This is a genomic window from Mycobacterium rhizamassiliense (assembly GCF_900157375.1).
GTDB lineage: Bacteria > Actinomycetota > Actinomycetes > Mycobacteriales > Mycobacteriaceae > Mycobacterium > Mycobacterium rhizamassiliense.
This window is the reverse complement of sequence record NZ_LT721901.1, coordinates 3,030,075-3,054,808: the sequence shown is the minus strand read 5'-3', so window position 1 is coordinate 3,054,808 and position 24,734 is coordinate 3,030,075. Positions and strand designations below refer to the sequence as shown.

The following is a 24,734-nucleotide window of genomic DNA, read 5'->3' as shown; positions in this document are numbered from 1 at the left end:
GTCCAAACCTTCGACGACATTCAGCAGACGACCCAAGCGCGAGGTGGCGACGCCACCGTCGAACGCGCCCTGCTCCGCAGTAAGGATATGCATCGCGGGGTACGCGGTCGACCGAGGGATGGAGCGCCTCATCGTCGTGGTCACCTCGGTGCAAGAGTCGTTGCTATGACGGTTTGGCAATTCGATGTCCGTCCAGCAGGCCGGTCAATCCGCTCGGTCGGTGGGGTCCGATGGCGACCTGCTCGACGACGCCGACGCCGCGGCGATCGCCCATCGTTGCGATTACCAGGTTTTGGAGGTGAATTGAGGCGAAGTCGGTGGGATCGAAGTCGTCCAGCTTGATTGACTCGCGCCCGGTCTCGAGCGGGCCGTGGATGGTTCCGTGACCCCAGTGTGGGTGCCAATAGCCGATTCCGCGCATCCGGAAAGTGAACTTCTTTTCGACTTCGATCAAGACTTCGCCCTCGTCGGGGTCATCGAACCACAGTCGCGCGCGTTTGATTTCTCGACGACCGGGCTCCCAGTCGAGTTCGTAACGGATGTCATGACATTCGCGCACGCCGGCGGTGCTCCACGGGGCTGCGCCGTCGGGGATGGGATCGATGACCAACGCGGTTTCGAGCCACCGTCTGCCGTCTTCGTGCTCGTGAACGGCCAGATGAGTGAAGCGGTCACCGAAATGTATTGGGGCCCAAAGCCAGAACACCTGGAGCGGCATGGGTTGTCGGATGACCTGCACCTGCTCGCCAATGGGGCGCACGCCCCACGAGCGATCGCGTGTGCCCGAGACCTCGACGGGGTCGATCTGCAGCTCGTGGCCGTCGACGGTGACTGTGCCTTGCCAGCTACCCCACTGGGTCAGACGAGTGTGGTCGGTGAGCAAGATTCCCTCGGGCGTGCGTCGCTGCTGGCGGGGTTCCTCGACGGCGACAGTCGTCGCGCGGAAAAGCAGGTCGCACGTGATGCCGTGCTCATTGGGTTCGACTACGTAGCGAATGGTGCGCATCGGGTCGACCACGTCGATGCGGATCGGACCGATGGTGGTGGATCGGTCGGTCGGCATCGCGCCGGAGGCGAAGATCGAGTGCTCCACTCCGTCGCGCACGATGCTGAATGCGGCGTCGATCACGCCGCGCACCGGGTAATGACCCATTGCCGCACCGAAGTAGAACGCTCCGTCGCGCTGATGGCCGTTGAACCAGTACCGGTCGTAGTGGTTGATATCGCCCGTGGCGGGGTGGGCGATTGGATCGGCCGAGGGGTGGATTGGGAAGTCGTCGAATGGGCTTAGCACGGTTCCTCCAGGTGGTTAGAGTTTGGCGGCTGCGCCGCCGTCGACGTCGAGGACTGCGGCGGTAATGAAAGCTGCTTCGTCGGAAGCCAAGAACGCCACGGCAGCTGCGACGTCCTCAGCGCGGCCATGACGTTTGAGTAACTGAATGTTCTGATAATGCGACCAGAAGAGGCCATCCTCGCCGAGGAAACCTTGCCACTTGTCGGTCAGGATGCGCCCTGGACGCACCACGTTGACTCGCAGCCCATGCTCGCCGCCACGGCCTGCGAGATGCTTTGCGAGTCCCTCGATCCCGGCCTTGCTCGCCTGGTAGGCGGCGGAGGGCTGAAAGCCGCCCATCCGTTCCATCTCGTGCGCGCCGACACCCATCCACGCCGAAAGCGACGAGATGACGACGATGTTTCCCTTTGTCGACACCAGATGCGGCCACGCTGCCCGACATGTGAGCATCGCGCCATGCAGGTTGATATCGATCAGCTCGCGCCATTGCTGGACGGGTTCGTCGGGCCAGGGTCCGATGTTGGCACCGCCCGCATTCGCCACGACCACGTCGAGCCGACCATAGCGGTCCACTGCCGCATCGATGACGCCGGATATCGACGCCTCGTCGGTGATATCCGCAGCAACAAACGTCGCTCCATGTGGCAATGGGGATTCCGGCGGATGACGTGCACAGGTGACGACCGAAGCCCCTTCGCTGACAAGGCGTTCGACGATACCTCGCCCGATTCCTGTGGTTCGCCCGGTCACGACCGCAACCCGGCCCCGGTAGCGCTCAATCACCAGAGGCCCACCAGAATCTCGCGTTCGCACCAGGACCTCATGCGCTCCCAATCCCGAATGCCGTCATACCAGAGACATCGCATCTAGGTCGCTGATCGCCGTCGATGACCGCTCGGCCATGACGGCGAACATCCGGTCGCCCCGCGCGGTGGGCTGAGCGACGAACGCGCCCAACACCGTGATGAGTGGGCCTTGAAACAGCCCGTACCGGTAGTCCTCCCAACATTGTTCGATGCTGTAGCCGTCGACTCCGAGCGCGACGAGGCGCCGATGGTAGGCCTGGACGATCCCCTTCTCGCCGGCGCGCCGGCGCGCGGTCGACAGACCAGTGGAAACAAGGAAGGCAACATCGCGCAGTGGCGACCCGACGGTGACGACCTGCCAATCGACGGCGATCACCGGTCGGGGGGCATCGGGTTCGGCGAAGAGCAGATTGTCCAGGCGGTAGTCGCTGTGCAGCATGGCGAACGGCTCGGGTCGCCCAGTTGCCCAGTCCACGAATCGATCAGCGAAGCGGCGCAGTGTCACGGCGGTGTCCGGGGTGACCTCGTAGCGGTCCAGAAACTGGGCGGTGGCGTCCACGAGGAATGCGGCAGCTACTTCCGGGTACGCTGCGAGATCTGGTATGAGCCAGTCGAGTTCACGAAGCGACGGGTCATTCCAGGTCGGCGCGTGCAATCCAGCGACGTTGACTGCGGCCGCACGAGCTTGATCGAGAGAGCAACCGGCGATTTGGTCGCCGGCCTCGGCGGGTGCAAGGTCCTCTAACACGAGGGTGAATCCGTCGCCGCACTCGTTCATCGCGGCGAAATAGCACCGTGGGATGTCGAGGTGCACCCGATCAGCGACCGTGCGGTAAAACGTAGTCTCGCATCGGTAGCCGAGTTGGCCGGCGGCGCGACTTGCCGCATCGGTGGCCGGCAGCTCCACGATCAGCCGGTCCGGTCCATCGCCGGTGCCGTAGCCAATGGATAGCCGATAACACGAACCCATTTGTCCGTTGCCGACCGGCACGGTGGATACGCGACACACGGTGGCGGCGATGCCGTTCTGCGCAAGGACAGCTGCCATCCACTCCGGAGTGACGTCGTCCACTGACTCCAGGGCGGTGGCGTCCATCAGCCGCGCAATCCGGCCGGTGCGGGCTGGCGCCCGCGGACAAGTCGGCCGGGCCTGGCGTCGGTGGGCACGTCGTGCTCGGCGATCACCTGGCCCGAAACAATGGTCGCAACGTAGCCGTTGGCGCTCTGGTCCAGTCTGCGTCCTCCCGCGGGTAGGTCGTGGGTGATCACTGGCTTGTGCAATCGCAGCGCGGCGTGGTCGATGACGTTGAGGTCGGCCTTGTAGCCAACCTCGATCCGACCACGGTCGAGCAGTCCGGCTACCTTGGCCGGTGTCGAGGTCAGTTCCCGGACTGCCTCGGCGACCGACAGTCGACCCGTGTCCCGGTCGCGCGCCCAATGCGTCAGCAGGTAGGTCGGATAGCTTGAGTCGCAAATCATTCCGTAATGGGCGCCACCGTCGCCCAAACCCAGCACCACGTCATCACGGCGTATCAGGTTGCCGACGGTGTCCAGGGAGTTGTCGGTGAAGTTAGCCATGGCGCCCAGCAGCATGGCGTGGCCATCATCATCGAGCAGACGGTCGTAGGCCTCCTCCAACGGTGAGACACCCCGGGTTCGCGCTCTGGCCAATATGCTCTCGGTGCGGTCGGGCTCGTAGATGGCGCGGTCATCGATCGGAAAGATCCACTCCCACGCCTGTCCCAGGTGAAACAACGGATTGGATGTGGCGTCGGTGGGACGGTCGGCCAGGATCTTCGCGCGCACATCGGGTTTGCGCATCTGCGCGACGCGTTCGGTTAGCGGAAGATCAGCGATCTGGCCATAGGTGGGACACAACGTGAACGGATTTATCGTTAACTCCAGACCCAGCATCAACCCGATAGGCCGGGGGAAGACCTGCGCGGTGACGTCCCCTCCGGCATCATTGGCTTTCTCCACCATCGTAATTGCTTTCTCCCACAGGGGATCACCAGCATTGCCAACGAGAAGCGTGAACGTCACCGGCAGGCCGACGACATTGGCGGCATCGAACACCGTCTGCAGTACCGATTCGTAGCCGGCGGCAGGGATGTCCGGTACGAACTGAATCAATCCCCCACCGCCGTCGGCTATCCCCCGCGCGATCTCGAGAATCTCGTTGTCCCCGGCGTCGTAGCTCGGGATTTGCTGCCCGCCGTCGGTGCGGTGGGTAGCCAATCGCGACGAGGCGAAGCCCAACGCTCCGGCCCGCACCGCCTCGGCAGCCAGCTTGCGCATCTCGGCCAGGTCGTGAACCGTCGCCGGTTCGCGGTCGGCGCCGCGCTGCCCCATTACGTAGACCCGCAATGGCGAATGTGGCAGCAACGCCGCGACATCAATGTCACGCCGACCCGCCTCGATCCGGTCCAGGAATTGGGGAAACGTCTCCCAGTCCCACGCCAAACCCTCGACCATGACCACGCCAGGAATGTCTTCGACACCGGCCATGACGTCGACAAGCACGTCATGATCGGCCAGCCGGCAAGGCGCGAATCCCACACCGCAGTTACCGATTACCGCTGTGGTCACACCGTGCGACGACGACGGGTTGAGCCGATCCGACCAGATCGCCTGACCGTCGTAGTGGGTGTGTAGGTCGATGAATCCCGGTGTGACCAACAGGCCTGCCGCGTCGATCTCATGCCTGCCCGCACCATCGATCGACCCCACCGCCACGATGACGCCGCCACGTACCGCGACGTCGCCCCGATAGGGCGCTCCCCCCCAGCCGTCGACGATTGTGCCATCGCGGATCACGAGGTCATAGGTCATCGGTCAACCTCCCTATTGTTGTTGTCCAGCACCCGATTTCGAATCTGCAATGTCTATCGGGGCACCGATTCCATGGTGCGCAGGAGGCCGAGTAGTGCGGCGGCGGCGGCGCTGGTGGCCACCTCACGGCCAGCTGCGGCGGCCGCCTCGACGGCCTCGACCACCAGCTCGACATTGGTGGGGGTGCGGTCGCCGGCGTAGAACTCCAGCCCTACGTGCAGGTGGCCACCGGCGTCGAGTGCAGCGCGGCACAGTTCGCTGCGAACGAGGTCGTCACCGACTGCCGAAGCCGCCCAGGGCAGACCCGTGCCGTCGAGAAGCTCGACATACGCCGCGAGAGCCGTAGGGCTTGGCGGCAACCCGAATGCCGTTCCGCTGAGACCCCGCTCGGAGCTGAAGTACAGCTTGATGAACGAGCCGGGCGGAAGTTGTCCGCTGCGGTGGTATGCCAAGACCGTGCGCAGGAAGCCTGGTTCGTAGATGGCTAGGCTCGGGCCCAGCTGATGGGTGTGGCACAGCTCCAGCTGATGGGCGACATCGTCGAAACTGTTGCTGTACACGAACGAACCGACGGGCAGGCCGTCCACCGGGACTCCCATGTTGACCGACCCCGGGTCGCTGACTCCCATCCGCAGTAGTCCGGACTCCGCCAAGGGCGGAATATGGTCGTACCAGTGAGCTGGTGGCCCGAGGTTAATTGTCGGGTACCACAACGCATCTGGCCGCTCGGCCAGCACCCGTCGCCAGATACTGAGATACACCTCGGCCGCCTCGTCGCCGGAGAGGTTGTAGTTCGATATGTGCTGGTGAACGATCGCGGCCCCAGCCTCGAAGCAGGCCAGCGCATCTGAAACGATCTCGTCTTCGGTCACCGGCACGTTCGGATTCACAGTTTTCGACGTCGCGCCGTTGATCGCGGCCTCGATGATGACTGGTTCGCTCACTGCTGCTCCTGTGCCGGAGTGTGAAAGTTGCTGGGACGGTGCGAAAGTGGTTGCCTGTCAAGGCTCGCCTATTTCATGGTCGGGATGCTGAACTCGGCGCCGTCCTTAATACCCGACGGCCACCGCTGGGTGACAGTCTTGACCTTCGTGTAGAACTGGATCGACGCGGGCCCGTGTTGATTGAGATCGCCGAAGCCGGACCGCTTCCAACCGCCAAAGGTGTGGTAGGCCACCGGAACCGGGATCGGCACGTTGACACCGACCATGCCGACTTGGACCCGGGAGGTGAAGTCGCGTGCGGTGTCGCCGTCCCGGGTGAAGATCGCCACGCCGTTGCCGTACTCGTGCTCGGAGGGCAGCGCGAGCGCCTCTTCGTAGTCGTTTGCCCGGACGATGCAGAGGACAGGACCGAAGATTTCGTCACGGTAGATCGACATGTCGGTGGTGACGTGGTCGAACAGCGTGGGTCCGATGAAGTAGCCGCCCTCCAGGCCGACTTCACCGAAAGTCAAGTCGTCACTGGCGCGTTCGCGTCCATCGACGACGGCCTCGGCGCCTGCCTCGATACCCTGGGCGATGTAGTCCTTTACCCGCGCTAGTGCCGCCGACGTGATCAGTGGCCCGTAATCGGCCTTCGGATCGAGGCTGTGGCCAACGCGCAGATTGTTGATCCGTTCAACGAGCCTGGCGCGCAACCGATCCGCGGTCTGCTCGCCGACCGGGACTGCGACACTAATGGCCATGCACCGCTCGCCCGCGCTGCCGTAACCGGCGCCGATGAGCGCATCGACAGCCTGGTCCAGGTCGGCGTCAGGCATCACGATCATGTGATTCTTGGCTCCGCCGAAGCACTGTGCGCGTTTACCGTTGGCGGCAGCGGTCGAGTAGATGTACTTTGCGATGTCGGAACTGCCGACGAATCCGACGGCTTGAATGCGCGGGTGGTTCACGATGGCGTCGACGGCCTCCTTGTCGCCATGCACCACCTGGAAGACGCCCTTGGGCAGTCCCGCTTCGAGGAACAGCTCTGCCAGCCTGACCGGAACAGACGGGTCCCGTTCGCTGGGCTTGAGGACGAATGCGTTGCCACACGCCAGCGCTGGGCCCACCTTCCACAGTGGGATCATCGCCGGAAAGTTGAAGGGCGTGATGCCCGCGACGACGCCTAGTGGCTGGCGCAGTGAATAGACGTCGATGCCGGTCCCCGCGCCTTCGGTGTGCTCGCCCTTAAGCAAGTGCGGGATACCGATGGCGAACTCGATGACCTCGATGCCGCGTTGGATGTCACCGCGCGAATCGGCGACCGTCTTGCCGTGTTCCAACGAGAGCAGTTCGGCGAGGCCGTCCGTTTCCTTGTTGACCAGGTCGACAAATCGCATCATCACGCGCGCCCGACGCTGCGGATTGAAGGCGGCCCATTCCCTCTGCGCTTCGATCGCTATGACCACGGCCTCATCGACCTCTGCGGCCGAAGCCATGGGTACCTGCGCCTGCACCTGACCGGTGCTTGGATTCAGCACGTCGGCCGTGCGAGCGGACCGGCCTGTCGTGCGCCGGCCATCGATGAAGTGCGGGATCAGCGTCGTCTGCGCAGTCATTCAGTCTGTCCTGGCCTCTTGTTTTCGAGCTTGCGGCGTCGTGACGATCTTCGGCGTGTGCGAAAGCTAGATCACAACAGAAGTAGAATATCTAATGCTCTCCACGCTAGTCGTCGGATGCGCTGTACGAAAGTGATGGTCTACTAATGGAAGCATCTGATGAGCCACGGTTGCCGCGCCGGACTTCTAGGCGTAAAACAGCAATTCGTCTTGGAGCCAGCTATGCGGCTGGGCTGACCTCCGCGCACATCCTCGCCGCTGGCGCCGTCTCGTTGATGATCGTCTCGCTAACCCGAAACACCGGAGGGGACCCAGGCATCCTGTCCAATAAAAGGAACCTGATCGCTTTGTGCGGCCTGGTCGCAATCTCGGCAACCGTCGGTGGTGCGGCCGGTGTCTGGTACATGGTTCCGTCCTTCCGTTGGTTCGCCGATGGAGCCGAACCAACGCCCGCTCAACAGCACGCGGCGATGCGCATAGCTGCCCGCCAGACCGTTGTCCAGTTCGGTATCTGGGCCGCCAGCGGGGCAGTATTTGTTCTGGTCAACTTCCGCGCGGGCGGCGCCGTCGCCTCGGTAATCGGCGCCGCCATTCTGTTCGGGGGCGCCGCCACCGCCTGCATGGGCTACCTGATAACTCAACGCGTCCTGCGGCCCATCCTTGCGGCATCGATGAAGACCGCAACCCCGTCCGGCGAGATGCCCGGCGTGCTTGCACGAGTGATGATTACGTGGGGCCTCTTCAGCGCGTTGCCCATCGCGGGAATCGCCCTGATCGTGCTTTCACGCTCCAACGGCTGGTTCGTGCAGAAGTCAGCGCCAATCGAAACACCGATTCTGGTGCTCGCTGCGGCGTCGCTCGCCTTGGGATCCCGGGCGATGATCTTGGTGGCTCGGTCGATCTCGGACCCGGTTCGGGAAGTTGTCATCGCGATGACCGAGGTGGAACACGGCCAGAACGGGGTGCTCGTCGAGGTGTATGAGCCCTCAGAGATCGGGCGACTGCAGGTCGGATTCAACCGGATGGTGGCAGGTCTGGAGGAGCGGGAACAACTGCGGGACCTCTTCGGCCGCCACGTGGGCGCCGACGTGGCTCGCCAGGCACTTCAACAGGACGGGTCCTTGTCGGGTGACGTTCGAGACGTCGCCGTACTCTTCGTCGATCTGGTGGGGTCGACAGCGATTGCCGCCGCCCGTCCGCCTGAGGAAGTCGCGGAGATTCTGAACGACTTCTTCCGCATCGTGGTCGCGGCCGTGCACGACCGGCACGGCCTGATCAATAAGTTCGAAGGCGACGCGGTTCTGGCCGTGTTCGGAGCTCCCATCGAGATTGATGAACCGGCTTCGGCGGCACTCGCGACGGCACGCGGGCTCGGGACAGAACTGAGGCAGCTACCCCTGGTGGACTTCGGTATCGGAGTAACCGCCGGTGTGGTGTTCGCAGGCAATATCGGCGCAGAGAACCGCTACGAATACACGGTAATTGGAGATGCCGTCAACGAGGCTGCGCGTTTGGCTGATCGCGCCAAGCAATGGGATTCCAGAGTTTTGGCGTCCGGCAGTGCACTCGCTCGCGCCCAGGCGGTGGAACGGGAGCACTGGGCGACGCGGGGATCGGCGTCGCTTCGAGGCCGATCGGCAATGACCGAAGTGGCCGAGCCGCTGTTCGACTGTTGATGGGTGAATCTCACCGCGGTGTGGCGCAGACATGGAGCTGTGCGTGCCGGCGGACCAACAGGCTGTCCACCCATTGCGGGGCGCGATCCGGCTCGAGTGCGAATTCGCGGGTCTGCTCGAGGATTGCGCCGAGCACCGCACGGGCTTCGATGCGTGCGAGAGCGGCCCCGACGCAGAAGTGAATGCCGTGCCCGAAAGCAAGATGGCGTTTAGGCGAATCGCGCGTCAGGTCGATTCGGTCCGGGTCGTCGAACTGTGCGCGATCTCGGTTCCCAGCCGCGAAGAGCAGCAAGACCGTGGAACCCGACGCGATGTCCGCGCCTCCCAGCGTGGTGTCGTGCGGGACACTGCGCATCATTTGCCGAAACGGCGACTCGAGCCGCAGCGCCTCCTCCACGAAAACATCGAGTTCCTGCGGCTTTTCGCGCAGCCGCTGTTGTAATCGGGGATCTTCGGCGAGCATCCGGACCGCATTGCCCAGCAGGCTGGTCGTGGACTCCCCGCCGGCGCTTAGCAGGGTGTGCAGGATGATGGTGGCCTCGCCAATTTGCAGGGTGCCGGCATCCAGCGCCCGCCGAACGGCCAGCAGGATTCCTTCTTCTTCGCCCTCTGTGGTGCCCGCGATCTGGTCGGCGATCCAGGCTTCGATGGTCTCGGTGCGGGCCACGAGAGTATTGAGCTCATCCATCGACATCGTGCCGCCCACCATCGTGGTGGAGTCGAACGCCGCTTCCAGAAGCTGCATCGGGTCGATGTCGCGAAAGCCGATCAGCCTGGCCACCACCGTGATCGGCACCACGTTGCCGATCGTCGCCATGAAGTCGAAGCTGCCGTTATCCAGGGCCTGCTTGACTGCGGCCGCTGACAACGCGCGAATGTCGTCCTCCAGGGTGCGCATCCGCCGTGCGACCAATTCCGGGAAGACTGCGCGCCGATGCGTGGTGTGCACGGGCGGGTCCGCGGTGGCCAGCGTCGGCATGGCCGCCTGACCGAAATCGAGGCGGGCCGGCAGCCCATCCTGGTCGCGGTAGAGCAGACAACGCATGGTCGAGGAGAAGTCCTCGGGCCGCGCCACCGCCTCCGACAACAGTGCGAAGGTACTGATTGCGACGACGTCCGTGCCGGGCACCACCCAAACCGGCGCCTGCTCCCGCAGCGTCCCATAGAAGTCGTAGGGGTTCTGCAGGACCGCTGGGTCCAGCAGCATCGAGGCCGTCAACATCGTCGTCTGTTCGCGTTCAACGGCAATTTCCTTGGGGCACTAGGACACCCACGCTAGTTCGACCCGTTGCCATCCGTTGAGCAGTGCCGTCGGATTGCGTTGCAGCGGAGCATCGGTCAGCTTGAGGCGGTCCAGGTGAGGCAGTAGCCCGCCGATCGCGGCCCGCACTTCCTGACCGGCCAGGTGAGCACCCAAGCAAAAGTGGATGCCATGTCCGAAGGCCAGGTTTTTGCCGGGGGCCCGGTTGATCAGGAATCGGTCGGGCTCATCGAAGCGGCGCGGATCGCGGTTTGCGGCGGCCATGTGCAGCGCGACGATGGCTCCCTTCGGGATCGTCGTATCGGCAACCACGGTGTCTTCGGTCGCCTCACGAAACGCGAACTGGATCGGCGTTGTCAGTCGGTTCGCCTCATCGACCGCGTTGGGCAACAGCGACGGATCGTCGAGCAATAATGTGAGCTGGTCGGGGTTAGCCAGCAGTTCGACCACGGCGTTGCCGATGAGGTTCGTCGTCGTCTCGTTGCCGGCGACCATGATGGTGATCGCCACCATCAATGTTTCGACAGTGGTCAGTGATTCGTTGTCGATCGCCGCGACCATCGCACTGACCAAATCATTCCTCGGTTCAACACGCCGTGCCTCGATCAACGGAACGAAGTAGGTACTGAACTCCTTGATGTTGCGCAGCATCACCTCGCTGCGTTCGGCGGGATTGCTTAACTCGCCGTTGGCATGCGCGGCGAAAACGTCCGACCAGCGTTTGGCGTGGCCGTACTCGCTTCGGTCGATACCGAGGATGTGACAGATCATCTCAACGGGCAGCGGAACAGCCAGCCGCTCGACAAGATCGAAGCTGGGAAGCTCGCTAATACCGCTCAGGCAGCGGTCGACGATCTCAGTGATCGCGTCGGCCATCTCCTTGATTCGCGGGGGTGTGAAACCCCTGCTCACAATTCTGCGCATCCGGGTGTGTTGTGGCGGGTCAGCGGCGGCGATGGTTTTGGCGGACGCCATCTCGTTCATATCGACGGGGATTCCGGCGGTCAGGGCGATAAGCCGCTCGATGACCTCGGGTTTCATCTCGGCATCCGCCGGAGTATCTCCCTCGTAGGGGTTCGGACGCGACGAGAACACCGCAGGATTCGACTGCACGGCCTTCACGTCATCAAATCGCGATATCACCCAGATGTTCGAAGCGCTCCGGTAGACGGGAAACCGCTCTCGCAGCTCCGCGTACACCGCTGGCAACTGCTCAGTGGGACCGGGCTTGAACGGCTCGAACTCCAACACACTTCCGTCGGCCGACAATGTCTCTCCTGTTCATTTGGCGACTGCCCGTGGGCCATCTCGCACGTCGGATGGCAGCTCACGCCGATACAGACATGTTCGTTATAGTAGGACGGTATTTGCGTATGAAGCAATGGTCGCTAGAGTTCGACAGCACCTAACGTCATCAACTGGCCGGCCAGCTGGGAGTGCCGACGTATCGATGAGGAGATGAGATGGTGTTCGCTGCACGCGTTGCAGAGGTGGTGATCGCCTCTCCCGACGACACCGATCGATTCCGCCCCGCCATTGGTCAGGCTCTGAATTGGTGGAACGCTGCGAGTGGGCAGCGACACGAGATCGTGCTCATGCCCTCAGGTGGACAACACCGCACCGCTGGGGCTGAGCGGCTCAATCCTTCCGCGGAATCTGCCCAGATCGTGGACCGGAGCGACGTGTTCATCGCCGTCTTCGACCCGGCGCGGCGCGATGTCGTTCAAGTGATGGGCGACGTCGATCGCGCACAACGCGCCGGAAAGTTGGTACTCGCCTGGCTCCTCGCCGAGTCGCCTCCCTCCCCTGACCTCAGTGCAGACGACCAAGCCTGGGTTGGCGACGTGACGCAGCGGCTGAGCAAGGCGGGGGTCATTCCCCGCTACCTTGGTCAGGGCGATGCTCACTTCGAAAGCCGGCTACAGACAGCCATTACCGCCGATCTGACACACCGCAACCTCGGCAAGCTGGCCACCGAGTTCGAAAGGGCCTCCCCTGCGCGCCGATTGAGGATTTACCGAACGCCCGTCGCATTGCTCGGGCCGCAGATCTGGGCCGTGACAGTGGTGAATCACAGCGCCTCCTTGGTCGTCGGATTGCAGGTCTCGGTAGGCGCGGTCGATTCCGAAGGACGCGCTCGACCCGGCGGTGCCAAACGCTCGCGGCAAGCGATCGCCGAGGTCGTCGCCAAGCTCGGGGTTGGTCGGTGGCCGGACGAGCATCATCCGCTGAGCGACCCACGTGGGGCGGTACCCGCTCGGCAGCCGATCTTCCTAGGCAGCCGGATGGACCTGCTCGCAGCCCACAACATCCTGGACTTCCCGCGCTGGCTACGGCCGGACCAACACGCGTCCGCGCTGTATTCGTTGGAACCTGACGCGTCTCCCAACGTGCGGATCAGATTCGAAGACGAGGCGGGCGACGTGTGGTCCAGAGTGAACGACACTGAACCCGAGAGGGTTTCGTCAAAGCCGTCGAGTTCCGCCGAGCCGCGCCACGCCGGCGTCACCGGCGAATAGAGCGACGGGAAGGCCACGTCGTGTCCTCAGATGCCTTTCTGCCCAACAACATCCCGCCCTACGAGGTGGTCGGTGATTGGGCAGATCTGTCCGCCGTACCAGGTGCCACGTCCTGTTGGGTGCACAACGCTGTCGTCGCCACCGACGGGGGGGAGATCATCGGTTTCCACGCTGGGCAACTCGTCGCATTCGACACCGCGGGCCGCCTGCTGCGCGTGGTCGATACAGGCCTCACCGAAGGTCACGGCATCACTCTCGTGCGCGAAGGCGACGACGAATTCATCTGGGTCAGCGATCCGGGGTTCGTATTCAGCTGCGGCGCCGACGACGGCGACCCCGACTGGGCCGCGATGTTCGGCAGGGGGGTCCACTGCCGGACCCGGGCACCCCGAGTGGTGAAGATGAGCCTGGACGGAACGATCCACTCGGAGTTGCCTGTCCCGCAACAGGATCCGGCCATCCGGGCCGGCCCCATGGGACCATACTGTCCGTGCGGCTGCGCCGTGGACGAGGAGCGGTTCGGGGGATCGGGCGACGTCTGGGTGGCGGACGGTTACGGGTCGGGAGTCGTGCACCGGTTCGACAAGCAGGGAAACCATCGGTCGACACTGACCGGCGAGGAGGTCGGTCAACGACTCGCGTGCCCACACGCAATTTTCGTCGATCGCCGCAAAACGGTTCCGGAGCTTTACATTGCCGACCGGGTCAATACCCGCGTTCTCGTCTACGACCTCGATGGCCGCTATCTGCGGACCTTCGGTCAGCAGATCCTCAACAGCCCCAGCGATTTTGCTCAGTGGGGCGACCTGCTGGCCGTCGCCGAGCTCTATGGGCGAGTGGCCGTACTCGATCCCGGGGACAATCTGCTCGGGTACATCGGCGACGACCCTACCGCGGAGCCTGGGTGGCCGACCCGGCCCGGATGGCCCAATGCGCTCGCCGGCGATGGGCGTACGGAGGTACCCCACCTGCCTCGTAGCGATCGCTTCAATTCCCCGCACTCTGTCACAACCGACACCGTCGGAAACCTCTATGTGTCCGAATGGTTGCTGGGCGGGCGATACACGAAGCTCAGCGTCGAGCGCCGAGTGTTCGGCTCGAGCTAAATCCGTTCGACGACCAACGCCGACCCCATCCCTCCCCCGGCGCACATCGCCACCACCCCGATGCGCGAACCACGCCGAGCGAGTTCATGAACGCTCGAGACCACCATCCGGGCGCCCGTCGCTGCGATGGGGTGACCAAGACTGATACCGCTACCGTTCACGTTCACGATTGACTCGTCCAGTCCGAGATCACGCGTGCACGCCACGGCCATCGTTGCGAACGCTTCGTTGATCTCGAAGAGGTCGACGTCGTCCAGCGTGAGACCACTGCGCTTGAGCGCCAACGGGATTGCGGACACCGGCGCCATTCCGGTGTGCTCGATCTCCACACCGACAGATGCCCAACCCAGGATCCGTGCCAGCGGTGTCAGGCCGCGACTGGTTGCGAAGTCTGAGCTGCCGATGACCAGCGCGGCGGCGGCGTCGTTGATGCCCGCAGAATTGCCAGCGGTGACAACGGCATCGGGTATTTCAGGGTGCAGGACCTTCAGCCCGGCGAGCGTTTCGGGGGTGGTGTCGCGCGGGTGCTCATCGGTGTCGAACACCACTTTGCCTTGGTTGACGGGGACGGCGACGATCTCGTCGTCGAAGTACCCCTTGGCAATGGCGTTGAGCGCTCGCTGTTGTGAGCGCGCGGACCAGGCGTCGGCCTGTTCACGGGTGACATGGTGTAGCCGGGCTGTATTTTCGCCGATGGTGACAGACATGTCGAAGGCCGGAATGCCGGGGGCGTCCGGATGGCTCTGCGGCGACCATCGGGTGGGTTCCTCTGCACCGGGTGCCACCTTGGCCAGCCGTGGCATGGTGCTTGCACTTTCCGTTCCGCCAGCGACAATCACGTCTGCCATGCCGGCCATGATGGTGGCGGCCGCCAACTGCACGGCGGTCGCGCCGGAGGCGCAGTGCCGGTTGATCGCCACCCCGGGCACGTTGGTCATCCCGAGACGGACTGCGATGTTGCGGCCGATAACCCCGCCGCCCTGCAGGGACTCCGCGAGAAACAGGTCGTCGAGGTCAGCGACGGGGATCTGCGACCGTTCGACTGCGGCCCCGACGGCGATCTCGGCGAGTTGGTAGGCATCAACCGACGTCAGAGATCCCTTGCGGGCCCTACCAATTGGCGTTCTAGCGGCGGAAAGAATGAGGGCATCGGGCATTGGTTTCGCTTCCGTTGAGAGTTTGGTGTGGTAGGTCGGCGAGGAGCTCGCGCGTAAGACTTGTCTGGTGGAGGTTTGCGTCCCTCAGTCCGATGCCGGTAGTGCATTGGGTGCCTTGAGGGTGAGCTGCCGTCCGTTTGCGCTGAGCACACCCGGTCCTGCCTTGGTGCACAACACTTCTAGCCCGGTCTCTTTGTCGACATAGCGCTTACCGAGCACTGTGTCGTTCTCGGTGGTTGACGCGCCCGCAGCCCCCGCCGCCAGGTCCGCTGTCATCGGTTGACCACCGCACGACAGCTCGACCGGGGCGGCGGGAGGTCGTACGACGATGATCTCGGTGCTACTTACCTTGCCGCGCAGTCGCTTTCCCGGTGAGAGGTCGGTCATCGATACCTTTCGTGGCGCGCGCGGATCTTCAGGCCCAGAAGTTGTACAGGGCGCGGGCGTTCAGCTCGACGATCTTGCGTGCTTCGTCGTCGGGCACGTCGACCAGGTGCTCGGCGAGCAGCTTGCGGGTGTGCGGCCAGTTGGAATCCGAATGCGGGTAGTCGCTTTCGAACATGATGTTGTCCACGCCGATGCGGTGGCGCTGTTCGATGCCCGACTGATCGGAGATGAAGCACCCGTAGATGTGCTCCCGGAATAGCTCGGAGGGAAGTTTGTCGGCGTTGATGTTGCACCAGTACTTGTGTCGGCCCCAGGAGTAGTCGATGCGCTCGAGCAGATACGGCATCCATCCGATGCCGCCCTCAGAAAGGGCAACCTTCAGGTTAGGGAACTTGTAGAAGACATCCGACATCAGCAGATCAACCGTGGCCATCATCGAATTCAGGCCGAACAGCGCGATCCCGATGAACAGGTCGCCGTCGCTGGCCAGTCCCTGCGGCATGCCGCCGGAGCCGAAGTGCATCGACAGCGGAAGGCTGGCCTCCTCGCAGATGCGGAAGATCGGATCCCAGTGGTCGGTGTGATAGGAAGGCAGACCGATCCTGTGAGGCGCCTCGACGAAAGAGATGGACTTGGCGCCCTTGGCGGCAGTCCGCTCTATCTCGGCCACAGATGCCTCAACGTCCCAGAACGGCACCATCATCAGCGGGATCTGACGCTCGGGTGCGTAGCCACACCACTCCTCGAGGATGAAATCGTTGTAGGCGCTGATGCATAGCTTGGCGAACTCTTTGTCGCTGGCCGTATGGAAAGTGCTCCCAGCGAAGCCACCGAAGTTGGGGAAGCACAGCTGGGCCCATACGCCCTCGATGTCCATGTCCTTGATGCGGTCGGCGATCTCATGACAGCCCGGCAGCATGTCGTCATAGCTGCGGGGGTCCATCCCGAAGTCGCGGGGGTGTTTGCCCGCCACGGCGTTGAGCGCGAAGTTGCCGGCCCGCTTGCCCTCGTAGAGCCACGTGTCGTTGCCGTCGGGCAGCTTGACGATGCGCGGAGCCACGTCGGCGTACTTGGCGGGAACGCGGTCCAGCCACACTCGGGGGTGCTCGATGACGTGGTCGTCGACGGAGATGATCTTGGCATCGTCGGGCAGCATAGGGACTCCTCATGGCACAGCCGGGCAAACCGCTCTCACGTCAGCCGTAGACTGACTTCCCTCAGAGTAGAACGATAAGTTCAAATTCTGCAATGTTCGTGTGCACTAGCGTGCCGCAGCGAGCACTGCGATCACTCCGCAAGTAGCCGCAATGCCTGCTTAGGGCAAGCGATCACTGCTTCAGCAACGGCCGACTCCATCTCCGGGGGCGGTTCTGGAAGCAGGATGTCGACGACGTCGTCATCGATCAGCTCGAACACATCGGGGGCGGCTGCCACGCATAACCCGTTGGCTTCACAGAGGTCGGGGTCGACGGTCACCTTCATGCATCGAGTAGACCATCACATTCTTTTGGTGACAACATAGGTCTCTCTTATTGAATAGCTTAAGTTGCTTCTGTGGCACACTTCCGTCTGTTAAGGGATTCGTTGGGCGGCTGGGCCGGTAGTGATCCACCGATGAGAGGACCCGGATAACTGTGGACAACGTTCTGGTGATCACCGGGGGTGCGGGCGGGATGGGGCTGGCCTGCGCCCGCGCGCTGGCAGATCGTGGGCGTCTGCTGCTCGTGGACGTGCGCGAGGATCTACTCGATCAGGCACGCAAGGCCCTGAGCGGACATGGGGCAGACGTCGAGACGCTGCGCTGCGACGTGGCCTCACCCGCTGATGTCGCGGCGGTCGCCGATCGGGTGCGCGCGCTTGGCCGTCTGCGCTGCCTCGTGCACACCGCGGGTGTCTCACCGGAAATGACCGACGCGGAAACAGTGCTCGACGTGGACTTGGCCGGATCGGTGCGCATCACCGATGCCATGCTCCCTTTGGTTAACCCGGGCAGCTCCGCGATCCTGATCGGATCGATCGCCGGCTACAGCGAAGTCCCCGCCAACGTCGAACCGTTGCTGGACGATCCGCTGGCCGACGGGTTCCTCGCTGCCATCGAACAGGCCCTGGGCAAAGCGCTCGACAGTGCCACGGCGTACGTCCTGGCCAAACGCGGTGTGACCCGGCTAGCCGAACGCCTGGCCACGCCGTGGGGCAAGAGGGGCGGACGTACCGTCGCGATCTCGCCCGGCCTGATCGATACGCCGATGGGCCGGCTGGAACTGGATCGTCAGGAGATCATCCCGGTGATGATCGAGGTGACCCCAGTCAAGCGCCCGGACCGCCCGCTGCCGGGGCGCCCCGAGAACATCGCGGCCGCGGTGGCCTTCCTGGAGTCCGATGACGCGGCATTTATCTCCGGCTGTGACATTCGCGTCGACGGCGGACTCGTCGGCGCGGGCAAGCACCTCATGGGTGTCCGTTGATGGCCGAGACCGGTCCCGCATGGATCGACCCGGAGATCGGCGAAAGTCTGCGCGGATTTCCCGATTTCGACTTCTCGCTCGACAAACTTCCGGCCATGCGCAGCGGATCGATGTTCGAGCCGCAGTCCGCACCCGACATCGAGCGCTTCGAGCTGACCACCGATGACGTCGCACTGTCGGTGCTACGACCTGTCGAATCCGCGGCCGAGCCGCCCGTGCTGTTCTGGATGCACGGCGGCGGGATGGTGATCGGCAACCGGCACATGGACGATGCCCGCCTGATCGAGTGGTGCCGCTGGTTGGGCTGCGTGTGCGTCAGCGTCGAATACCGGCTGGCGCCCGAATCGCCTTACCCCGCGCCGCTGGACGACTGCGAGGCCGGGCTGCGCTTCGTCGTCGAGCACGCCGATGAGCTAGAAATCAACCCACAGCAAGTCGGTATCGCCGGACGCAGTGCCGGCGGGGCACTGGCGGCGAGCCTGGCCATGCGGTGGCGCGATAATGCGAACGCCCCCTTGGCATTCCAATACTTGGAGTATCCGATGCTCGATGACCGCGGCCTCACCGCCTCAAGCCGGCTCGAAGGATTGCCGGTGTGGACCCGGGAATCCAACGCGTTCGGCTGGCGCAGTTATCTCGGCGACCGGTATCGCACCGAAGACGTTCCAGGAGATGCGGCACCCGCGCGGGCGACCGAATTAAGCGGTCTGCCATCGACTTTCATCGGCGTTGGCACGGCTGACTGCCTGCGCGATGAGTCGATCAATTTCGCCGCGCGACTGTGCCGGTCGGGAGTGCCCACCGAACTGCATGTCTACGCAGGCGCTGTGCACGGCTTCGACATGTTCGCCGACACCGCTGTCGCCCGCACCGCGGCACGCGACAGTGCGGACTGGCTGGCCCGCCAGTTCGGCCGGCGAACGGTTGTCTAGGCGGTAGCCGTTTCCAGCGCCGCCGCGAGTCGCTCGTGGTGCAGATAGGGATCACCGAACAGGACTTGGTTCACCCTGGCCCGGCGGTGATAGAGATGCAGATCGTGTTCCCAGGTGAAGCCGATACCGCCGTGCACCTGGAGGGCTTCGCTGGTCACAGCTGAGATCGCCGACGACGTGTAAGCCTTGGCTACGCTGGCAGCTTCCTCGGCATCGTCCGCGTTGGCCGCCACGGCCATCGCGGCGTAGTAGGTGGCGGCCTTCGAGGCTTGCAACCACATCCGCATCGTTGCGCACTTGTGTTTGACGGCCTGGAAGCTGCCGATGGCACGCCCGAACTGGACCCGCAGCTTTGCGTACTGGACGGTCATCTCCAGCACAGCCTCGCCGACGCCGATGTTATCGGCGCTGACAAGCACAGCGCCGCAACGGTTCTGGTGTGCCAGCGCCGCTTCCGCAGCTTCGCCGGCGTGCAGCAACGCCGATCGCGCCACCACCACATCGTCGAGGGAAACCTCGTCGAGGCGCCTGGTGATATCGAGGGTCCGAAGGCGGCGCACAGCCAACCCGGCGGCCCGCCGGTCGACGAGGAACTGCGCCAGGCGGCCCCCCAGGTGCGCAGTGACCACAATCCAGCCGGCGCGATCGGCATCTTGCACGGCGGTCTTGATGCCCTGCAGTCGGAATCCGTCGGCGTGCTCGGTCGCCACTGTGCACACACCGTCGGCGTCCCACGGCTGGCGCGACTCCGCGAAGGCCCACCCAGCGACAGCCTGGCCGCCGGCCAGCAGCGGCAGAATCTCCGAGCACTGGTCGTCCCGTCCCGATTGTGAGATCGCCACTGCTGCAAGGGTATTGCCGATGAGCGGGCCCGGCTGCACCGTCCGGCCGTGTTCTTCGGCGACCAGGGCGACATCCACCAGATCGCGCCCCAGACCGTCGTACTCCTCGGCGACGAGCAATCCGGCCCACCCCAGTTCCGCGCCCCGCTGCCACACGCGCTCGTCGTAGCCTTGCTCATCGGAATCGGCGAGTCCGCGCACGCGACTGATCGGCGAATCGCGTGCCAGCAACTTACGGCTGGTCTCGACGAGCATCCGTTGTTCGTCGCTCATGGTGAAATCCACGACTTACCTCCGAAGACGTCAGGAACCGCGCGGTTCTTTGGGCAATCCGAGCGACCGCTCGGCGATCATGTTGCGCAAGACTTCGTTGGCGCCACCGGCGATGGTCAGCGCCCGCGAATACAGGAAGGCGTCCTGCCACCAACCGCCGGCGATCGCCTCGGGGTCGTCTTCGGTGAGCAGCGCATCGGTGCCTTGGAGTCCGACTCCGAAGTCGGTGAGCGCGAGATTGCACTCGCTGTAGAGCACCTTGGCCAACGGAGCGTCGCCGGGATCGGCCTCGCCACTCAACGCGCGCGACAGGTTGTATTGGCCCAGCCGAACGTTGACCCGCGCGGCGGCGTAGAGCCGGCCGATGTCTTGGCGGACCGCATCGTTGTCCAGCGCAGGGCGCGATCCGCGCCGCAGCGATCGCGCCATCGTTACCGCGTCGCGCACCGTGCGCAGCATGACGATGCCCGCGGTGCCCACACTGGAGCGCTCCTCGACGAGGCTGGTGGTGGCGACCTTCCAGCCTTCGTCGACTTCGCCGAGCACGTTGTCTTTCGGTATCCGGACGCCATCGAAGAAGACTTCGTTGAAGTCACTGGTGCCGGTGATCTCGCGGAGCGGCCGCACGTCGACGCCCGGACTGGTCATGTCCAGGATGAACGCGGTGATGCCGGCATGCTTGGGTACATCGGGGTTGGTTCGGGCCAACAGGTAGCCCAGTTGCGCGTGTTGGCCGTTGGTGGTCCACACCTTTTGGCCGTCGACGACGAAGTCATCGCCGTCGCGACGCGCGCGGGTGGACAGGCTGGCCAGGTCGCTGCCCGCGCTGGGCTCGCTGAACAGCTGGCACCAGATGTCCTCGCCGCTCCGGATCCGGGGCAGGTAGCGGTTCTGCTGGTCGTGGCGCCCGCAGTGGATGAGGGCCGCGGCGGCCAGCAGGCCGGCGCCGATTGGCGTGGGCACCCGCGCCCGCGCCATCTCCTCACCGACGACGGTCGCGCGGAGCGCGTCTTTGGTGCCGGCACCGCCCCATTCGGCGGGCCAGTCAGCGCCCACGTATCCGGCCTCGAACAGCCGCGCGGTCCATGTCCGCAGGGCGGGAATGTCCTCGGCTTCGGGTGCGCGGGTCCCGGCTCTGCCCTTGGTGCGCACCGCTGGGCGGTGTTTCTCCAGGAAATCTCTGACCTCGCCGCGGAACTGATCGAGCTCCGGATCCTGTTCCAGCTTCATATGTCCGTCCTCCGCATCAGTGCCCCCGCCGCAGCAGCAGTGCTCCCCCGGGGGTACCGCCGCCGGTGGTGACGACCGCAACCTGGGCGTCGGCGACCTGGCGCTCGGCCGCCTCGCCGCGCACCTGCGCGATCGCCTCGGCCAGGAAGCCGAATCCGTGGGTCCGTCCAGCCGACAGCTGACCACCATGGGTATTCAGCGGTAACTTCCCGTCCAGCGCGATCGTCGTTCCGCCATCAAGGAAATCCGCGGCCTCTCCGACGCCGCAGAACCCGAGCGCCTCCAGCCACGACACGGCGTTGAAGGTGAATCCGTCGTAGAGCTCGGCGACGTCGACATCGTCGGGCCGGAGGCTGGTTCTGCTCCAGAGGTGCGCGGCGGGTCCAAAAACCTGCGGTTCGTGAGTGAGAGTGTCCTGGTCCCAAGAGATCCGGTCGAGCACTTGGGTGCCCACCGCCTCAACCAGCACCGGAGGTTTCGGCCGGTCGGCTGCCGTGTCAATCGATGACACGATCACCGCGATTGCCCCGTCGCACGGCACGTCGCAGTCGTAGAGGCCGAACGGCGAGCTGATCATCCGCGCCGACAGATAGTCGTCCAGGGTGAGGGGGTCACGGTAGATCGCGGCCGGATTGCGCGACGCGTTCGCGCGCGCCGTCAGGGCGATCGGCGCCAGGGTCGAGGCGCGGTCGCCACCGTAGCGCCAGAAGTAATGCGAGGCGTTGACGCCGATCCAGTTCGCAGCCGACATGGCGCCGAACGGCGCGCGCCACTCGAACATGCCCGACGCCCGACCCACTCCGCCCGCGGACTTCGTCCGTCTGGCCAGGGCGGTGTGCGTCGATTCCCACACGGTCCGAAAGCACAACACGTGCCGACACAGCCCGGCCGCGACGGCCAGCATGGCGGACACGACGCTGCCGCTGGGTCCGGGAACTTCGGCCCCACCGCTGATCCAGGTGGGTCGAATGCGCAACGCCTCCTCGACTGCGGTGACCCCGCCTTCCGACATCCCCCCGATAAGTCCGCCCGGATAGGTGGCCAGGCCGTCGATGTCGTCCAGCGTCAGGCCCGCGTCCGCCACGGCGCGCAGGCACGCCGTGACGGTCAGTGACAGCGGATCGACCATGAGGCGACGCCCGATCGTCGAGCTGCCGACCCCGGTGAGCGCCACCGTGTCTTCGAACTTGCGAGAGGACAACATAGGCCGCACATCGCGAACCAGATCACGCGGCCCCGGAACCGGCCCGGCCCCGGCGGCCTCGGAATCCGGTTCGAATAGTGGAATCCATATATCGTCGTGCTGCTCGAACACCACCTTGACCTGCAGACCAATCGCGACGTGCCCGGATTCGCAGCCGACGATGTTCGTGGTGAGCCGGGCCGAGGGGTCTTCGGCGATGGCGACAACCGCGACCGCGTAAGGCGGCGGGAAGCGTGGCAGCCACTGCTGATGATTCACTGTGAAACCGGCGACCGTCGCACGTCCCGATACCGGCGTCATCGCCACCTCGCAGGAACGGCAATGCGGACAGATCGGCTGCGGCGGGTGGTGGTAGCGGCTGCACGCCTGGCATTGAGCGATCCGCAGACGCCCGTCGGCTCCGCTCGTCCAGAACGCTTCGCTGCCGATGCTCACTTGGGGCAAGGGCCGCACAACCGGCTCGGCGGGGCCGGGCACTGTCATCACACCTCCGGTCACGCCGACGAATAACCAACACGAACCGTAGCAGATTGCGAATACGGCGTGGGCCGTATTAGTAGAGGGGGACTCTACTTACGTGTACTGTGATGACCTCGTAGGAGGACAATCAGTCGTCGCAGCAGACAGGGGTTCGCGTGAAGGTCAAGGACAGCGCCGCGGTGGTCGTCGGGGGCGCCTCGGGCATGGGGCGGGCGACCGCGGAACGGCTGGTAGAGCAGGGTGCACGAGTCGCCGTGCTGGACCTGCCGACGTCGGACGGAGCCACCGTGGCCAAGGAACTGGGCGCGTCGTTTCACCCTTGCAACGTGACTGACAGCGACGGCGTGGAGACCACGCTGGCGACTGCCATCGAAGACCTGGGAGCCTTGCATATCGCGGTCAACACGGCCGGGGGCGGGGTATCGGCGCGCACGCTGTCTAAGAGCGGGCCTCACTCCTTGGACGCCTTCCGGTCCGTGATCGAGCTCAACCTGATCGCCACCTTCAACCTGAACCGGTTACAGGCTTGGCACATGAGCCGCAACGAACCCGACGACGAGGAACGCGGCGTCATCGTCAACACTTCCTCGATTGCGGCGTTCGAAGGGCAGATCGGCCAGGTCGCTTATAGCGCCGCGAAGGCTGCGATCGCCGGCATGACGTTGACCATGGCGCGTGATCTCGGCAGCCTCGGCATCCGAGTCACCGCCGTCGCGCCGAGCCTGTTCGCGACCGGGATTACGTCGCGAATTCCGGAGAAAATGGCTGGCGAGCTGACCCGCGACGCGGCTTTCCCCCGTCGGATGGGCCGGCCCGATGAGTACGCCGCCCTGGCGCTGTCCATCGTCGAGAACCAGATGCTCAACGGATCGACCATCCGACTCGACGCCGGCCAACGGTTCGCGCCGAAGTAGCAGGCGACGATCGTGGATCTTGGGTTCGCCGATGCCACCGCGGTGATCGCGGGGGGCACTCGTGGCATCGGGCTGGCGACCGCAGTGTGCCTGGCCGAACAGGGCGCGCGGATCGGCGTCATCGGCAGAGACGACGCCCGGATGAAGGAGACCGCCATGACATTGGCGGACGCCGGCAGTCCGGACGTGCTGACGTTGACCGCGGATCTGAGTTCGGCCTCCGACGTCGACACCGTCTTTGCCACGGTTGGCGTGCGCTGGGGTGCGCTCAACGTGCTGGTCAATGCCGCCGGTCCGACGGGCGCCGGTCGCTTTGAGGACCTGGGCGACGCGCAGTGGACAGCGGCATTCGACCAGGGGGTGTTGTCCGCGGTGCGGTGTGTGCGTGCGGCCTTGCCGCTGCTGCGAGCCGCGGAATGGGCCCGGGTGGTGAACGTGACGGCGATGTCGGTGCAGCACCAGTCGGCGGGGTTGGTGAGCTACACCGCGGCCAAGAGCGCGCTACTCAGCGTGACCAAGAATCTCGCCCGCAGTCTCGCCGGCGATGCCATCTTGGTCAACGCCGTCGCCCCCGGTCCGATCCTCACCGATTGGGCGCGACCGGTGCTCGCCTCCGCCGGGATCGCGACGAATGACCCCGTGGGTGCCTTCGGACTGCTGGGGCGCGGTCACGGCATGTCAGTGGACCTCGGTCGGCTCGGGCTGCCTCACGAGGTTGCCGCGGTCATCGCGTTCTGCGCCTCACCAGACAACACCTTTATGACCGGCGCCCACCTCAACGTCGACGGTGGCAGCGACTTCCTCTGAGCCCCTT

Annotated in this window: 22 protein-coding genes; 7 read left to right on the top strand and 15 right to left on the bottom strand. The window is 64.6% G+C overall.

The features are described 5' to 3' along the window. Positions 1–163: 163 nt before the first annotated feature. From MRAB57_RS15010 to MRAB57_RS14985, 6 genes are all read right to left on the bottom strand, one after another. On the bottom strand, positions 164–1,294 hold the full coding sequence (locus MRAB57_RS15010; protein ID WP_077079687.1) for an Rv3169 family protein: 1,131 nt from the start codon (positions 1,292–1,294) through the stop codon (positions 164–166). Between the two features lie 15 nt (positions 1,295–1,309). After that, complete coding sequence (locus tag MRAB57_RS15005) at positions 1,310–2,077, bottom strand: SDR family NAD(P)-dependent oxidoreductase (protein ID WP_157900613.1); 768 nt, start codon at positions 2,075–2,077, stop codon at positions 1,310–1,312. 63 nt (positions 2,078–2,140) lie between these two features. Further along, on the bottom strand, positions 2,141–3,196 hold the full coding sequence (locus MRAB57_RS15000; RefSeq protein ID WP_077079686.1) for a phosphotransferase: 1,056 nt from the start codon (positions 3,194–3,196) through the stop codon (positions 2,141–2,143). Continuing rightward, positions 3,196–4,932, bottom strand: coding sequence for an N-acyl-D-amino-acid deacylase family protein (locus MRAB57_RS14995; RefSeq protein ID WP_077079685.1), 1,737 nt, complete (start codon positions 4,930–4,932; stop codon positions 3,196–3,198). Before MRAB57_RS14995 ends, MRAB57_RS15000 begins: the two co-directional genes overlap by 1 nt. A 53-nt stretch (positions 4,933–4,985) precedes the next feature. Next, a complete protein-coding gene (locus MRAB57_RS14990; protein WP_077088061.1) occupies positions 4,986–5,876 on the bottom strand; it encodes a beta-keto acid cleavage family enzyme in 891 nt (296 codons plus the stop codon). Positions 5,877–5,944: 68 nt separating this feature from the next. Then, positions 5,945–7,474, bottom strand: coding sequence for a CoA-acylating methylmalonate-semialdehyde dehydrogenase (locus MRAB57_RS14985; RefSeq protein ID WP_077079683.1), 1,530 nt, complete (start codon positions 7,472–7,474; stop codon positions 5,945–5,947). Positions 7,475–7,749: 275 nt separating this feature from the next. Between MRAB57_RS14985 and MRAB57_RS14980 the strand changes: the two genes are divergently transcribed. Next, positions 7,750–9,150, top strand: a complete 1,401-nt coding sequence (locus MRAB57_RS14980; protein WP_216823771.1) for an adenylate/guanylate cyclase domain-containing protein — start codon at positions 7,750–7,752, stop codon at positions 9,148–9,150. 10 nt (positions 9,151–9,160) lie between these two features. Here MRAB57_RS14980 and MRAB57_RS14975 read toward each other — a convergent pair whose 3' ends face one another. Together MRAB57_RS14975 and MRAB57_RS14970 are read right to left on the bottom strand one after the other, a co-directional pair. Continuing rightward, positions 9,161–10,372 carry a cytochrome P450 gene (locus MRAB57_RS14975; protein WP_077079682.1) on the bottom strand — a complete coding sequence of 404 codons (1,212 nt, stop codon included), beginning with the start codon at positions 10,370–10,372 and terminating at the stop codon, positions 9,161–9,163. A 39-nt stretch (positions 10,373–10,411) separates the two neighbouring features. Continuing rightward, positions 10,412–11,287: a cytochrome P450 gene (locus MRAB57_RS14970; RefSeq protein ID WP_245835927.1), complete on the bottom strand. Its 876-nt coding sequence runs from the start codon at positions 11,285–11,287 to the stop codon at positions 10,412–10,414. A 587-nt stretch (positions 11,288–11,874) separates the two neighbouring features. Between MRAB57_RS14970 and MRAB57_RS14965 the strand changes: the two genes are divergently transcribed. Together MRAB57_RS14965 and MRAB57_RS14960 are read left to right on the top strand one after the other, a co-directional pair. Next, the gene (locus MRAB57_RS14965) at positions 11,875–12,930 is read left to right on the top strand and encodes a hypothetical protein (protein WP_245830331.1); all 1,056 of its coding nucleotides are present in this window, start codon (positions 11,875–11,877) and stop codon (positions 12,928–12,930) included. 20 nt (positions 12,931–12,950) lie between these two features. Next, complete coding sequence (locus tag MRAB57_RS14960; RefSeq protein ID WP_245830330.1) at positions 12,951–14,036, top strand: NHL repeat-containing protein; 1,086 nt, start codon at positions 12,951–12,953, stop codon at positions 14,034–14,036. Here MRAB57_RS14960 and MRAB57_RS14955 read toward each other — a convergent pair. From MRAB57_RS14955 to MRAB57_RS14940, 4 genes are all read right to left on the bottom strand, one after another. Next, complete coding sequence (locus tag MRAB57_RS14955) at positions 14,033–15,193, bottom strand: thiolase family protein (protein ID WP_077088060.1); 1,161 nt, start codon at positions 15,191–15,193, stop codon at positions 14,033–14,035. The genes MRAB57_RS14960 and MRAB57_RS14955 overlap by 4 nt on opposite strands. 84 nt (positions 15,194–15,277) lie before the next feature. Next, the gene (locus MRAB57_RS14950; protein WP_077079679.1) at positions 15,278–15,580 is read right to left on the bottom strand and encodes a hypothetical protein; all 303 of its coding nucleotides are present in this window, start codon (positions 15,578–15,580) and stop codon (positions 15,278–15,280) included. 28 nt (positions 15,581–15,608) lie between these two features. Beyond that, entirely contained in the window at positions 15,609–16,736 is a 1,128-nt protein-coding gene (locus MRAB57_RS14945; RefSeq protein ID WP_077079678.1) for an amidohydrolase family protein, read from the bottom strand. Positions 16,737–16,867: 131 nt separating this feature from the next. After that, entirely contained in the window at positions 16,868–17,062 is a 195-nt protein-coding gene (locus MRAB57_RS14940) for a ferredoxin (protein ID WP_077088059.1), read from the bottom strand. Positions 17,063–17,214: 152 nt separating this feature from the next. Here MRAB57_RS14940 and MRAB57_RS14935 point away from each other — a divergent pair, with 152 nt between their 5' ends. Beyond that, positions 17,215–18,045, top strand: coding sequence for an SDR family oxidoreductase (locus MRAB57_RS14935; RefSeq protein WP_077079676.1), 831 nt, complete (start codon positions 17,215–17,217; stop codon positions 18,043–18,045). Continuing rightward, positions 18,045–18,977: an alpha/beta hydrolase gene (locus MRAB57_RS14930; protein ID WP_077088058.1), complete on the top strand. Its 933-nt coding sequence runs from the start codon at positions 18,045–18,047 to the stop codon at positions 18,975–18,977. The genes MRAB57_RS14935 and MRAB57_RS14930 overlap by 1 nt, the downstream gene beginning before the upstream one ends. Here MRAB57_RS14930 and MRAB57_RS14925 read toward each other — a convergent pair. Genes MRAB57_RS14925 through MRAB57_RS14915 form a run of 3 tightly spaced genes read right to left on the bottom strand, consistent with a single transcriptional unit; the run spans position 18,974 to position 23,009 of the window. Further along, positions 18,974–20,092, bottom strand: coding sequence for an acyl-CoA dehydrogenase family protein (locus tag MRAB57_RS14925; RefSeq protein WP_281254374.1), 1,119 nt, complete (start codon positions 20,090–20,092; stop codon positions 18,974–18,976). The two genes, MRAB57_RS14930 and MRAB57_RS14925, sit on opposite strands and share 4 nt — an antisense overlap. A 30-nt stretch (positions 20,093–20,122) precedes the next feature. After that, positions 20,123–21,322, bottom strand: coding sequence for an acyl-CoA dehydrogenase family protein (locus MRAB57_RS14920; protein ID WP_077088056.1), 1,200 nt, complete (start codon positions 21,320–21,322; stop codon positions 20,123–20,125). Between the two features lie 16 nt (positions 21,323–21,338). Beyond that, on the bottom strand, positions 21,339–23,009 hold the full coding sequence (locus MRAB57_RS14915; RefSeq protein WP_108637944.1) for a thiolase C-terminal domain-containing protein: 1,671 nt from the start codon (positions 23,007–23,009) through the stop codon (positions 21,339–21,341). Between the two features lie 152 nt (positions 23,010–23,161). Between MRAB57_RS14915 and MRAB57_RS14910 the strand changes: the two genes are divergently transcribed. Both MRAB57_RS14910 and MRAB57_RS14905 read left to right on the top strand, forming a co-directional pair. Continuing rightward, complete coding sequence (locus tag MRAB57_RS14910) at positions 23,162–23,920, top strand: SDR family NAD(P)-dependent oxidoreductase (protein WP_077079672.1); 759 nt, start codon at positions 23,162–23,164, stop codon at positions 23,918–23,920. 12 nt (positions 23,921–23,932) lie between these two features. After that, the gene (locus tag MRAB57_RS14905; protein ID WP_077079671.1) at positions 23,933–24,727 is read left to right on the top strand and encodes an SDR family NAD(P)-dependent oxidoreductase; all 795 of its coding nucleotides are present in this window, start codon (positions 23,933–23,935) and stop codon (positions 24,725–24,727) included. The last annotated feature ends 7 nt before the right edge of the window (positions 24,728–24,734 follow it).